Consider the following 12,282-nt stretch of genomic DNA (forward strand, 5'->3'; position numbering starts at 1 on the left):
CACCAAGACCAAGCGGATCGCGCGCCAGATGCATGGACGAGCAGGCTTCACCCTTCTTCGCCACCGCATCCTCCTCGGATAGCGGCACGCTGCGTTACCACCGAATGTGAGCCAGAGCCGTTCGCTGTACAGACCCGAACGCGACTACGAGCGGATCGCCCCCCAGCTGACCGGCCACGCCCGCGCGATCGCCTCCGACCAGCGCCGCGCGAACCAGCTGCCGGAGAACAGCGGGCCCTGGGCGCTCGCCGACATCGTCCTGCGCGGGGGCGGAAGGCCGGCCGTCCGCGACGCTGGAAGGCACGGTGCGCTGCGCCCAGAACCGCACCCGCCTCGTCCGCGCCCTCTACGAACGGCTGGATCGGCTGGAGGCCACGCTCGGCCAGTGCCCTGTGAGCAGAACCGGCTGCGACACGAACGCTCATCGTGATCCTCCTGTAGACCGAACGGGCCGGCCGAGATCAGCCGGCGCGAATGTGGTCGACCACCAGCGAACCGTGCCCCGCGACGGATCTCCCGGCTTCCCCATTTCAAGACCTCCCGGTGCTCTGCCACCGGCCATAGGCGCGTCGTATGCGTCGCATACGTGCAGAGTGGTCCCCACCTGAGGTCCACGTCATGTGTGCTGCCCGGCGCGCAGGGGCCGCAGCGTGAGCGTGCCGCCGGGCCCGCCGTCGACGCGAGTGCCGAACTCCCGGCTGTGCTTGTCGAGGACGGCGCGCAGCCATTCGGTGTCCTCGGGTGAGGCGTGTTCCAGCCGCATCCTGCGTGCCTGCAGGGGCACCATCCGCGCGTCAACCAGTCGGCCGGTGTCCGCCTCCACCGAGACCAGGTACAGCACCCGCAGGTCGTCCCGGTAGCTCTCGTAGCCGCCGATGCCTTCATAGTCGTCGACGAGGTCGCCGCAGCCGTACAGGATGAACCTGTCCCGGTACACCTCCAGCGGGCGCGGGTGGTGCGAGGAATGTCCGTGCACGACGTCCACGCCTGCGTCGAGGAGCGCGTGGGCGAAGCGGACCTCGGAGCGGGAGACGTCGTAGCCCCAGTTGGGGCCCCAGTGGACCGAGGCGACCGCGATGTCCCCCGGCCGCCTGACCTGCCGAAGACGGTCGGCGAACGCGGACGCGGCAGCCGCCGAAGGCTCCGCGAGCACGTCGACACCGCCCCGCTGCGCAGTGGCGGCCCAGTCCTTCGGAATCCCGCTGGACGGCATCCCGAAGGAGAAGACCAGCACCCGCCCGCCGGCGCCCAGGGGCACGATCGCCGGCTGTCTCGCCCGCACCTCGTCGCGGCCCGCCCCCGCCGTCCGCAGCCCGGCATCCGCCAGGGCGTCGAGCGTCTCGTGGAGGCCGCGCGGGCCGAAGTCGAGCACATGGTTGTTGGCCAGCGCGCAGACGTCCGGCCGGGCCGCGGCCAGGCACGGCAGGTTGGCCGGACTCATCCGGTAGTGGACGCCCTTGCCGGGTGCGAAGTCCCCGTCACCGGTGACGGCTGTCTCCAGATTGACCACCCGCACGTCCGGCGCGGCGTCATCCAGGACCAGCAGCGCCTCGCCCCACGGCCAGCGGAAGCCGACCGGCCGGGGGATCGGCCCGCTTGCCGCCTCCGCCAGGTCCACGTAGGCACGGGCGTCGCGGATGTACGCCTCCCGCAGCGCCGGGTCACCGGGGTGCGGGAGGATCTGATCGACGCCCCGGCCGAGCATCACATCCCCGCCGAGGAACAGGGTGACCACACCCTCGTGCATCCTCCCACGCTAAAGCCGTCGCGGGCGATGCGCGAAGGATCTGCGCGACGGGGGCGCCATGCGGCTGTGTGTGCGGTGCGCAGGAGCCATGTGGCCGGTGAACCGGCTTCGCGGCGGCAGCTCCTGTACCGGCGCCGAAGCATCCGATGGCGAGCCCCTCGGTTTCGGCCTGTGCCCGCAGCCGGCTCCCGGAAATGCGCCGACATCGACGCCGCTCCTCAGAGGCGAAGGGTGTGGTTGAGTTCGTCGATGGCGGCGGCCCGCAGCTCCGGCGTGTATGCGGCGGTCACCTCGCCCGGTGTGACGCCCAGGCCGCGGGCGAGCTGAGGCCTGGGCCAGGGGGCCTCCATCCGCGGCGTGCGGTGCCCTACGTGAGTCGCTGCCGAAGGGCTGGTGACCCCCCACGACGGCTACCGCCTCTACGGCGTTGGCACGACGAACCATGGACGGACCCGCACCTCGAACCCCCGCGACTACGAGCAGATCGCCCTCCAGCTGACCGGCCACGTCCGCGCGGCCCCGCCGACGTACGACGCCGCTCCGACCACTTGCCGAAGAACAGCGGGCGCCGGGCGCTCGCCGACATCGTCCTGCGCGGGGGCGGAGGCCGGCCGTCCGCGACGCTGGAGGGCACCGTGCGCTGCGTCCAGAACCGCCTCCGCCTCGTTCGCGCCCTCTACGAACGCCTGGACCGCCTGGAGCCGCGCTCGTCCCGGACGTATGAACTGCCGCGTACCCGGGTGCGACCACGGGCCTCGGGTACGCGGCGCAGCGCATAGTTCCTCGAATCATCCCGAGGCGTGCTCCGCGATGAGCTGGCGGCACTGCGCGCGCGGTTGGCCGGTTCGCCGTCCAAAGCGGAAAGTTCAACCAGGTAGTGCAGCAGGTCTGTGACGGACGTCGCGGTCCGGGCCACCAGCGACCCTGACGACAGGAGTGTGGCCACGGCGGCCCCAGGTGCGTGCACGGGGCGGCGTCGTCGCAAACCCGGCCTTGCCGACAGCGACCCCCGCTACGACGCACGCCAACTGGTCGCACTCCTCATCGCAGGACTGCGCCAGCCGCGCTGACCGAGGCGGACGCGCGGCGGCGAGGTCCGGGAAACTCCGCAAGTTCCCACAGCCGGACCTACCGATATCGAGCCGGCCGAACTTCGGTGCCTGGTCCTGGCCGCAGTCGACCCGTACATCGACCGCACTGTGCTCGCCCAGCAGGTCGCCCAGGAGGAACAGCAACACCGCGCCCTGGACGAGTTCATCGGCAGCTGGGGCGCGGCGGGTCAGTGATTGAGTCAGCGGGCGCCGGCCCGTCTCGACCTGGCCATGGCCCCGGACATCCGCAGGTCTTCGTCCCTTTCGGTGTGCCGGGCAGGGCTGCTGTCCGGCCGGGGGCGTGCAACGGGTTGCGCAACGGCGGTGCTGACGAGTCGCGTGGCGGTTTCGCAACGAGGCGCCCAACAGGTTGCCGGGGTCCGGAGCGGGCGGCGGTGTTCACGCAGGTCACACCCCTGGGTCAGCACCGCTCTGGCGGCGACACCTCTAATTCGACAGCAAATAGAGGTTCTGGATCTCTGACGGGCCCGGCGGACGGTGTCTGCCAGGGCAGGACGTGTGTGGCCCGGTCGGTGCCGTGGTGATCCCTACGGCACCTCCGACCGATCGGGTCTCTGGGAAGGCCGGTGGCGCTGGGCGCCGGTCTTCGCGTAGGGGGCCGATCTCGGGCGTGGCCCGCTGCTGTTCGAGTGAGGTCATGGCCGCGTGGGTGGTTGATTCGTCGGCTGCGGTGTTGTCGGGGGTGGTGGGTGCGGGTTTGTTGGGCTTGTGTGGTTGTGTGGGGTTCTTGGTGGTTGGGTGTTGTGTGTTTTTGTGGTGTTGGGCTGGATGTTGTGGGAGGGGATATTGTTGAGGTGTTGGACGGGAATCCCGGCCCGGTTACGGCGGGCCGGGATTCTGTGTGGTGTTTGACCGGGGTCCCGGCCCGATTACGGCGGGCCGGGGTTCTGCCGGTGTGTGTGGGGCGGTTGGGTTTTAGTAGTCGCCGCCTTCGCCGAATTCGCCGCCCTCGCCGAATTCGCCGTGGTGGCGCTTGATGACGCGGAAGCTGGCGACGACTCCGTGCTTGACCTTGACGCCGTCGTCCATCTTCTCGTGGTGCTTGTTGTCGTGGTGCTCGCCCTTGTCGAAGTCCTCGTCCTCGTCCTTGCCGGGGCGGATGTTGTTGGCGGAGCTGAAGCGGCCGACGGTGGCGATGGGGGCGCCGTTGTCGCACACGGCTCCGCGGAAGACCTCGACTTCGTTGCGGCTGTCGTTGCGGATGTTGAAGCTCTTGGCGCCCAGGCCGCTGACGACGGTGATGCAGCCGTCGGGGCGGCCGGAGTATTCGCGCTCGTTGATGTGGATCCGGCCCTCCTCGTGGTGGCGCTTGCCACCGCGCTCGTTGCCGCCGCGCTCGTTGCCGCGGCGCTCGTTGCCTTCGTTGCCCTTGCCTTCGTTGCCCTTGCCGGTGTTGCCGCCTTCCCCGCCCATGGGGGCCTGGGCGGGGACGGCGGCCGGGGCCAGCTGGGCCTGGGGGGCGGGGACGGCGGAGGCGTAGGTGATGCCGGTCGCGGTCAGTGCCGCGGCGGCCGCGACGGCCGTGGCGATCGCGTGGGAACGGGTCATGATCATGTCGCTTGTTCTCCTTCTCGGACTCAGAGACAGTCCCGCTGTGACAGCCGGTGCGTGATTGAACGTACTAACAGCCCCTATTGCTGTCATATCGAGCAAATCGGGACCCCTGGTTTTGGTGGGCCGATCGGGTATGCGGGGCTCCTTCGCGACGCTCCGGCGGGAGTTGGGTGTCCGTCAAAGTGATTGTTTTTCTGGGGAGTTGAAAGGCAGTTAGTCCTTGCAGGTGATCTTCTGACGTCTACTCACCCGCGGTGGTGGTGGGGTGCCGGAAAGTGTCGGCAAGTCGCTACTTGACATGTGGTCCGTCGTGGGTTTCGAGGGGGCGTGTGGGCGGTCACGCCCAGTTCGGTGAGCGGGGCCTCGCCGGTGAGTGTCAGGAGCAGGCCGGTCTCTGTCGCAGCGCCGCGCTCGGGGCTGATGTGGTCATCGGTGATTGCCTGGCGGACGGTCTGCTCGATCGCGGCGGGCCCCCCTTTTCTCCGGCAGTGGAGGACATGGGTGTGACTCTCCCGCTGCGGCGAGCGCGCTGCCCGTCCCGGGCCCCGGGGCGGGCAGCGCCGAGGCAGGTGGTCCGAGGCAGGTGGTGCCGAGGCGGGTGGTGCCGAGGCGGGTGGTGCCGAGGCGGGTGGCGGTCAGGGGCGGCACACGGGAAAAAGGAACGGGACATACCCCCGATTCGGGAGACGCCCCGAGCGCAGACGAAAGCAACACAGCGGTCCGTTTTCCCCGACGAGGTGAGCCGCCCGGGGCCAGAGGCCACAACGCCGGGCCCGCAAACCCGGCCGCCCCGCGCCTCGACGCGGACCAGCCCCGGCCATCACCTCACCGCCCTGACTGCCGCCGATGAGGTTTTTACCCCGAGGATGAGAGGGCAGGTCGAGGGGGCGACAGTACAAAGAACCGTCCAACCGGTATATTTCTTCTGGACCCGGGTGTCTGAACGGGTCGAGGTCCTCTCCGGTATTTCTGTGTGTGGTCCGTTGATGACCAGGGGCGTGGGGACTCTCCGGGCGGAATGAGAGGGGGAGGCCCGGGATGACTGGCCGGATGCATGCGCAGGTGATGGTGGTCGGGGAGGCCCGGTCGGCATGCTGGTCGCGGCGGAGGTGGCCGCGCAGGGTGTGGACATGGTGGTCCTTGAGTCCGGGGCCGCCACCTCCGAAAGATCCAAGGCCACCACGTTCCACGCCCGGGCGGTGCAGTGCCTGGCGCGGTGTGGCTGCTTGCTGGCGCCGCCGTCCCGGCCCGCCGGGCGGACGGCCACCATGCTTTTCCGCTCCGCGGGCATTTTGGGCCTGTCCATCAGCGCCCCGGAGACGGAGCCCGACCCGATCCTGAAGTTTCCCCAGGTCGAACTCGAACGGCTCTTTGACTGCCGGGCGCGGTCCAACGGCGCGCGGGTGCTGCGCGAACACCGGGTGACGGACATGGCGCAGGGCCGCAACGGGGTACGGGGCAGCGCGCGGAGCCCGCAGGGACGCCGGATGTTCACCGTCGCGTACGTGGTGGGGGCGGACGGGGCCCGCAGCACGGTCTGCGAGATGGCGGGGATCGCCTTCGGCGTCAGCTCACCGACCATGTCCGCGATGACGGGCCTGGTCCGCATCCCGGACGATCAGGCCGTCCCGGTGGGCCGGCACCGTACGCCCAAGGGCTGGCTCATCGCCAAGGGCGGCTCCGACGGCCGTACTCTCATCCACACGCTCGCTTGCGGAGATGCTTCTTCCAGCCGGCATCTGCCGCTCACCCCGGACGAGTTGAGCAGGGAAGTGTCGCGGATCGCCGGACGCGGCATCACGATGGCCGGCCCCTGCTGGCTCAGCCGGTTCAGCGATTTCACCAGGCTCGCCCGGACGTACCGCGCCGGACGCTTCTTCCTGGCCGGGAACGCCGCGCACGTACATTCCCCGATCGGCGGGCAGGGGCTGAGCACCGGCGTGCTGGATGCCCTCAACCTGAGCTGGAAACTTGCCCTCGTGGTGCGGGGGCCGCGGCCGGCCAACTGCTCGACACCTACGGGCCGGAACGGCGGCCCGCTGCCCAGCGGGTCATCGGCAACACCCGTGCCCAGGTCGCGCTGACGCGCCCCGGCACCGAACTCGGCTCCCTGCGGACGCTGCTCACCGGGCTTGTGGAGTCGGGCGGCGGCAATGACTTCCGCAGCGGGATGATCAGTGCCCAGGACACCGTCCTCCCGGCGGGCCCGGGCCGCCGGTCCCCCCCCGGGAAGGAACCTTTTGCACAACATCGAGCTGACCACCGCCAAGGGGCCGTCGGACGTGATCGGACTGCTGGGGGAGGGCGGGTGAACCGCTCCTGCTGCTCTTCGGCGACGGGGCCGGGCGCTACGCGGACACGGCACGGGCCTGGGTGCGGTCCCTGCGTGTGGTCCGTTGCCTGCCGACACGCGCCGTGCCGTGTTCGGCGCTGCTCGTGCGCCCCGGGGGATACGTCGCCTGGGCGTCGGGCGGTGGCGGACCACTGGCCGGCGCGCTGGCGGCGTTCTTCGGGACGGGCGCGGGCCCGGGGCCGGTGGCGGCCTCCGGCCCGGAAAGGGTGCCGGCCTAACCGACCGGGACGGCGGCCTTCTCGTCGTGCGCCTCGTTCAGCTCGGTGAAGACCGCCGCCCCTCGTGTGAGCGAGAGGTCCACCGAGGCGAGGACGGGCGCGAGCGCCACGTTGGGCAGCAGATGACGCAGCAGGGAGCAGACCCGCTCGGCCAGGTCCTGGTAGCCGCTGAGCGCCTGCGACATCGCCTGGACACCGGCGAAACAGCCCACCAGGACGTCGGAGGTCTCCCGGGGCACGACGTGGGGGAGGAGCTCTCCCTGGGCCTGCGCCTTCTCCAGGAGCCCTGTCAGGACCTCGCCCCAGTTCAGGAAGGGGCCGCTGCGGTCGAGGTCGTGCGCCTGCTGGTCCAGGGACAGCCGTACGCCGGCGCGGACCATGTGGTCCGTCTGCAGCCGGTGGGCGTGCAGCATGATGACGTCCACGATCTCCTGCGTCTTGCAGACACGGCCGAGCAGGGCCAGGCGCTGGTCCTGCCCGCTGAGCACACCCCGGGCCAGCTCTTGCTTGGACTGGAAGTGGAAGTACAAGGCCCCCTTGGTGACTCCTGCCTCGGCGAGTATCTCGATGATCGTGGCTGCCTGGTAACCGTGCTTCTCGAACACCCTGGCCGCTGCCGACAGGATCGTCTGACGTGTACGGATGGCTCGATCCTGCCTCGCCACTCTCGCCTCCTTCACACCTGCATGGTTGATGTATCAAAGAACGCTGAAAAAAAACCGGCTGGTTTGTATCTTACAGCGATCGGCGCTCACAGCGAAGGGGAGTGCGACATGATCGATCCGCACGACGGGGCCGGGGACACCGCGAACCGCGGCGCGGCGGCGCGCCGGCCCGGCTCGACGGCCGGGTCGTCGGCATCGTCGCCAGCCGCAGACCCTCGCCGGCGTCCTGGACATCAAGGCCTCCGAGGAGGCCGTTCGCTTCGTCCAGAAGTGTGACGCGTTCAATCTGCCGGTCGTGACTCTTCTCGACGTACCCGGGTTCTTACCGGGTGTGGACCAGGAGCACGGCGGGATCATTCGGCACGGTGTGAAGCTGCTGTACGCGTACCGCAATGCGACGGTGCCGAGGGTCTCGTTGATCCTGCGCAAGGCGTACGGCGGTGCGTACATCGTGATGGACAGCCGGTCCATCGGTGCGGACCTGGCCTGCGCCTGGCCGGCCGACGAGATCGCGGTGATGGGCGCCGAGGGCGCCGCCGACGCTCTTCCGTCGGCAGATCGCCGGCGCCGAGGACCCGGAAGTCATGCGCAAGCGCATGGTCAAGGAGTACAAGGCCGGACTGATGCACCCGTGCTAAGCCGCCGGGCGCGGCCTGGTCGACGACGTCATCGACCCCGCCGGGACGCGAGAGGTGCTGATCACCTCGCTCGCCACGCTCCGCTCCAAGCATGCCGACCTGCCGTCCCGCGAGCAGGGGGCGGAGCCCCGGCTCCGGCGGGAGTGGCGGCGGTGGATCGAGGACATGCTGCGGCGCGCCGAGGCGGAAGGCGGACTGGCCGAAGGGGTGTCCCCGCACGACGCCTCGCCCGCCATCGTGGCGGTGACCGTGGGCCTTGAGGTGCTCGGCAGCGAGGACAAGGGATGGCTGTCCGAGGAGACGATCGCCGGATGCTGGGACCTGATGCTGCCGAGGCTGGCGAGCCGACGGGATCCGGTGCCGGTCAGTTCGTCCCCGGCCGGCGGCCTCCGGCGCACCGTGATGCCGTCGGCACGAGCAACAGACTGATCATGCTGTTTTGAGGGTTCGGCAGGGAGCGGCCCTGCCGAAGCCCCCTCCGCGCCCCCGGGGGCGCGGAGGGCGTTCTGTTCTGTGCGATCCGTGAGGCACCCAGGCCGAACGGCGTCGAAGGCGCCCGATCGAGGTCAAATAAAACGGTACGGACGGTTTGATATTGGCAAACCGTTGTCCTTTTTTTACTCCGGGTACTTCGGAGTGGCTCACCATTCATGCACGGATAGGGGAAGCGGCGTGTATATCGATCTACTGGGCGCGTTGGCCGTCCGCGAGAACGGGCTCTCGGTGACGCCGACGGCGCCGAAGCCGCGACAGGTCCTGGCCCTGCCGGCGCTGCACGCCGACCAGGTCGTGCCCGCGGCCACACTGATCGAGGAACTCTGGGGCGACCGGCCGCCGCGCACGCACCACGCTGCAGACCTACGTACTGCAGCTGCGGGGCCTGATCGCCACCGCTCTTCGGCGGGATCCGGAGGGGGCCGGGCCGCGCTCCGCCAAGGACGTGCTCGTCACCACGCCGGGCGGCTACCTGCTCAACACCGACGGCTGCACCAGCGATGTGCGCGAGTTCGCGCGGCTGGCAGGGCTGCGGTACCGGGCGATGGACGCTGGTGACTTTTCGGGCGCGGCCCAGCAGTTGGGCGACGCGCTCTCGCTGTGGACCGGCGCCGCACTCGCCGACGTCCAGGCCGGAACGCAGTTGGAGATGGAGACCCGGGTCTGCGCGCTCGACCAGCGCATCGAGGCCGATCTGAGGCTGGGCCGGCACCGCGAGCTGCTGGCAGGGCTGACCGTGCTGGTCAGCCGCTATCGCACCCATGAGAATCTGCACGGCCAGTTCATGCTGGCGCTGCACCGCTCGGGGCGCCGCAGCGAGGCACTCGACGTCTATCAGCGACTGCGCGCCGTTCTGGTACGGGAGTTGGGGTTCGAGCCGTCCGCCGGACTGCGGCGGCAGCAGCGTTCGATCCTGATGTCCGGTCCGGAGCCCGTCCTCGACCCGGTTGCCGCCGGTGGCGGCGGCGAGCGCCTGAGCCGGGTCGGCTGAGGGGAGGACGGTCGAGATGCAGGCCAGATCGCGGCGGACTTGCCAGAGGCTGGTCCACGCGGGCGCGGAGATGTTCAACCGGAACGGCTATGCCAATGCGACGCTGGGGCAGATCGCCGGGGCCGCGGGGATGACGAAGGGGGCGCTGTACTTCCACTTCGCCTCCAAGGACGGACTCGCCGACGCGGTGCAGGAGCGGGGCCGCGCCATGGTGCAGGACTCATCAGGGAGCACCGGGAGGCGGGCGTGCCGCCGGTGCAGGTGCCCATCGGCATGACGCACGGGCTGGCCCGGACGCTCCACGACGTCCCGGTCATCCGGGCCAGCTTCTGGATCACCAATGAGTGCGCCGGGCGGCAGCCGTCCGTCACCGACTTCCACCAGACCTGGATCACCGAGGTGCTGCGGCTCCTCGGCCAGGCCCGCTGGGCGGGCGCGTTGCAGGGCCGTGAGACGGGCAACGGGCCCGAGGCGCTGCTGTCCGCGGCGGTGTGCGGTATCGGCGTGCTGGCCGGCACCGGTATGCCCTACCCGCAACTCAGCGACCGCGTCGCGGCGTTGTGGAAGCCGCCGCTGTCCGCGCTGGTACCGCGGGCGACATCGCGGACTATCGCACCCACCCGCCGGTCGCCGCCCGGAGCACCCACCCGCCGGTCGCTGCCGGTGGTGGGAACACCCGGTCGCCGGTCGCCGCCAGGGGTCCGGCCGGGGAACGCGCGGCCTGACAACGCGCCCACCGCGTACGGCGACACAGCTCGCTCGTACGACGTAGTCGCGGGGCAGCGGTCTCTCCTGGGGACCAGGCCGTGGCCGCACAGTTCAGCACGGGCGGCGATTGTCCCCATTCGGACGCACCTTCGATACTTCCCTCGTCGGCCAGCCGGGACGGACACTTTGGAGCCCATCCATGCCCCATGAACGTCAGACCTCCCTCAGGATGGACGCCACTGTGCCGCCCCCCCCGACGTGGTGACCGGGCTCGTCGCGGTGCTCGCCGGCGTACTGCGGCTGAAGCCCGAGAAGATCGATCCCGAGCAGACCTCCCGGTCGCTGGGCATCGACTCGCTGCTGACCGTGGAGTTCGTCGCCACGGTGAACGCCCGGTACGGCACGGCCGTCAAGGCCGCCGCGCTGCTCGACCATCCGACTCCGCTGACCTTCGCCCGGCATGTGGCGCGTGAGCTGGGGCTGCGGCGCTCCACGGCCGCGGACGGGCCGCCGCTGTCCGGGCCCGAGATCCGGGTCACGGCCCCGGTCGTGGGTGCGGTTTCGCCCATGCCGATGTCGGCGCCCGCGCCGGCACTCACGTCCGCGCCCGCATCCGCTCCTGAGCCCTTGCCGGGCGGGCCGGTTCCGGCGACCGCACCCCTGGGCTTCGGGGCGCGGGAGATCCTCGACCTCCTGCGCGAGGAACTGGCCCGCACCCTGTGCTGCGACCCCTGGGACATCGACTCCACGGCCGCCTTCAACCTGCTCGGAGTGGGCTCCATCATCGGCGCGCAGGTCGTGGCCGTCATCAACCGTACGTTCGGCATGAGCGAGCGGGCGGCCACGCTCCACAGCCACCCCGATCTTGCCGCGGTCGCCTCGCACATCGCCCTCGTCACCAAGGCACCGACGGCTCCGGCGGCCGTGCAGGCTCCGGTGACAGCGGTTCCGGCGACGGCCACCGCCGAGCCCGAGCCCCCGGGGGTACAGGCGCTCCTCGACCCGGTACGCGACGACCGGCTCTCCATCGACGAGGCGCTCACGCTGCTGCCCAGGCGGGCGTGAACAGGCGGAAGACAATGGACGAACGAGAAATACTCACCCGGTTCAAGGCCGGAACCCTGGAGCGCGGACAGGCCGTACGGCTACTGGCCGAACTGGAGGCCGCGCCCGGACCCGGCCCGCAACCGGTTCTGTCACCGGCACCGGGCCGGGCCCCTTCACAGACCCCCGGCCCGAACACACCGAAGACACCGTCAAAGGTCCCGCACAGCGCCGAAGACGCCGACGACCGGTTCGCCGTCTTCGGCATCGTCGGCCGATACCCGCTCGCCCCCGATCTGCGCGTCTACTGGCAGAACGTGCGGGAAGGACGGGACACCTCGTCGCCCGCGCCGCTCGGTCGTCCCGGCGCGCCGCCACTGGGCACGGGTCAGCGCGGACACTTCCTGGACGGGGCCGCCGACTTCGACGCGGACTTCTTCGGGCTGACCGCCCACCGGGCGAGCCTGCGAGGGAGTGGGCGCCGTGGTGCTCAAGCCGCTCGCCCGCGCGCTCTGCGACGGCGACCATGTGCACGCCGTCGTACGTTCCTTTCTCGACGGGCCCCAGTGCCTGGACCGGCACACCGGGTCTGCGCGAGACCCGGGAGACAACGGGCCGCCTCGATACCGCTGGCACTGGACGACGCCTGCCGCGCGGGTGAGCCGTCCACGACCTGGTGCTGCCGGCGGGGTTCGGCGGCGGAATGACGCTGGGCACCGGTCTGCTGCGCTGGGGCCGCTGACGGACGTCCGCGGCT

The 12,282-nt window shown here is 70.5% G+C and carries 11 protein-coding genes and 3 pseudogenes; 10 read left to right on the plus strand and 4 right to left on the minus strand.

Annotation, left to right across the window (positions count from 1 at the left end; genetic code table 11):
• Positions 1-139: 139 nt before the first annotated feature.
• Positions 140-377, plus strand: a pseudogene (locus ACF1B9_RS36390) (restriction endonuclease); the annotation flags it as partial.
• A 239-nt stretch (positions 378-616) separates the two neighbouring features.
• Here ACF1B9_RS36390 and ACF1B9_RS36395 read toward each other — a convergent pair.
• Together ACF1B9_RS36395 and ACF1B9_RS36400 are read right to left on the minus strand one after the other, a co-directional pair.
• Positions 617-1,747 carry a CapA family protein gene (locus ACF1B9_RS36395; protein WP_391746764.1) on the minus strand — a complete coding sequence of 377 codons (1,131 nt, stop codon included), beginning with the start codon at positions 1,745-1,747 and terminating at the stop codon, positions 617-619.
• A 218-nt stretch (positions 1,748-1,965) separates the two neighbouring features.
• Positions 1,966-2,097, minus strand: a complete 132-nt coding sequence (locus ACF1B9_RS36400) for a hypothetical protein (protein WP_391746763.1) — start codon at positions 2,095-2,097, stop codon at positions 1,966-1,968.
• 198 nt (positions 2,098-2,295) lie between these two features.
• On the opposite strand from ACF1B9_RS36400, the gene ACF1B9_RS36405 reads away from it, so the two are divergent.
• On the plus strand, positions 2,296-2,526 hold the full coding sequence (locus tag ACF1B9_RS36405) for a hypothetical protein (protein ID WP_391746762.1): 231 nt from the start codon (positions 2,296-2,298) through the stop codon (positions 2,524-2,526).
• Between the two features lie 1,248 nt (positions 2,527-3,774).
• On the opposite strand, the gene ACF1B9_RS36410 is transcribed toward ACF1B9_RS36405, so the two are convergent.
• On the minus strand, positions 3,775-4,413 hold the full coding sequence (locus ACF1B9_RS36410; RefSeq protein WP_391746761.1) for a hypothetical protein: 639 nt from the start codon (positions 4,411-4,413) through the stop codon (positions 3,775-3,777).
• A 1,091-nt stretch (positions 4,414-5,504) separates the two neighbouring features.
• On the opposite strand from ACF1B9_RS36410, the gene ACF1B9_RS36415 reads away from it, so the two are divergent.
• A complete protein-coding gene (locus ACF1B9_RS36415) occupies positions 5,505-6,497 on the plus strand; it encodes an FAD-dependent monooxygenase (RefSeq protein WP_391746760.1) in 993 nt (330 codons plus the stop codon).
• A gap of 238 nt (positions 6,498-6,735) precedes the next feature.
• Positions 6,736-6,984: a hypothetical protein gene (locus ACF1B9_RS36420; RefSeq protein ID WP_391795975.1), complete on the plus strand. Its 249-nt coding sequence runs from the start codon at positions 6,736-6,738 to the stop codon at positions 6,982-6,984.
• Here the strand turns inward: ACF1B9_RS36420 and ACF1B9_RS36425 are convergent.
• A complete protein-coding gene (locus tag ACF1B9_RS36425) occupies positions 6,981-7,649 on the minus strand; it encodes a ScbR family autoregulator-binding transcription factor (protein ID WP_391746759.1) in 669 nt (222 codons plus the stop codon). The two genes, ACF1B9_RS36420 and ACF1B9_RS36425, sit on opposite strands and share 4 nt — an antisense overlap.
• A 161-nt stretch (positions 7,650-7,810) precedes the next feature.
• Between ACF1B9_RS36425 and ACF1B9_RS36430 the strand changes: the two are divergent.
• The 6 genes and pseudogenes from ACF1B9_RS36430 to ACF1B9_RS36455 all read left to right on the plus strand — a co-directional run.
• A pseudogene (locus tag ACF1B9_RS36430) lies at positions 7,811-8,419 on the plus strand (carboxyl transferase domain-containing protein); the annotation flags it as partial.
• 540 nt (positions 8,420-8,959) lie between these two features.
• Positions 8,960-9,773: pseudogene (locus ACF1B9_RS36435) on the plus strand (BTAD domain-containing putative transcriptional regulator).
• Between the two features lie 16 nt (positions 9,774-9,789).
• A complete protein-coding gene (locus ACF1B9_RS36440; protein ID WP_391746758.1) occupies positions 9,790-10,050 on the plus strand; it encodes a TetR family transcriptional regulator in 261 nt (86 codons plus the stop codon).
• On the plus strand, positions 10,047-10,691 hold the full coding sequence (locus ACF1B9_RS36445; protein WP_391746757.1) for a hypothetical protein: 645 nt from the start codon (positions 10,047-10,049) through the stop codon (positions 10,689-10,691). Before ACF1B9_RS36440 ends, ACF1B9_RS36445 begins: the two co-directional genes overlap by 4 nt.
• 48 nt (positions 10,692-10,739) lie before the next feature.
• Complete coding sequence (locus ACF1B9_RS36450; protein ID WP_391746756.1) at positions 10,740-11,546, plus strand: phosphopantetheine-binding protein; 807 nt, start codon at positions 10,740-10,742, stop codon at positions 11,544-11,546.
• A gap of 14 nt (positions 11,547-11,560) precedes the next feature.
• Positions 11,561-12,232 (plus strand): beta-ketoacyl synthase N-terminal-like domain-containing protein, encoded by a 672-nt coding sequence (locus tag ACF1B9_RS36455; RefSeq protein ID WP_391795974.1) that lies wholly within the window; start codon positions 11,561-11,563, stop codon positions 12,230-12,232.
• Positions 12,233-12,282 lie beyond the last annotated feature (50 nt).

Source organism: Streptomyces sp. NPDC014727, assembly GCF_043083485.1.
Classification (GTDB): domain Bacteria; phylum Actinomycetota; class Actinomycetes; order Streptomycetales; family Streptomycetaceae; genus Streptomyces.

What these genes read in the sequence shown, in the direction of transcription:
- ACF1B9_RS36440 (WP_391746758.1), top strand. Translation starts at nt 9,790, where the DNA reads ATGCAGGCCAGATCGCGGCGGACTTGCCAGAGGCTGGTCCACGCGGGC.
- ACF1B9_RS36410 (WP_391746761.1), bottom strand. Translation starts at nt 4,413, where the DNA reads ATGATCATGACCCGTTCCCACGCGATCGCCACGGCCGTCGCGGCCGCC.
- ACF1B9_RS36395 (WP_391746764.1), bottom strand. Translation starts at nt 1,747, where the DNA reads ATGCACGAGGGTGTGGTCACCCTGTTCCTCGGCGGGGATGTGATGCTC.
- ACF1B9_RS36455 (WP_391795974.1), top strand. Translation starts at nt 11,561, where the DNA reads ATGGACGAACGAGAAATACTCACCCGGTTCAAGGCCGGAACCCTGGAG.
- ACF1B9_RS36445 (WP_391746757.1), top strand. Translation starts at nt 10,047, where the DNA reads ATGACGCACGGGCTGGCCCGGACGCTCCACGACGTCCCGGTCATCCGG.
- ACF1B9_RS36415 (WP_391746760.1), top strand. Translation starts at nt 5,505, where the DNA reads ATGCTGGTCGCGGCGGAGGTGGCCGCGCAGGGTGTGGACATGGTGGTC.
- ACF1B9_RS36400 (WP_391746763.1), bottom strand. Translation starts at nt 2,097, where the DNA reads ATGGAGGCCCCCTGGCCCAGGCCTCAGCTCGCCCGCGGCCTGGGCGTC.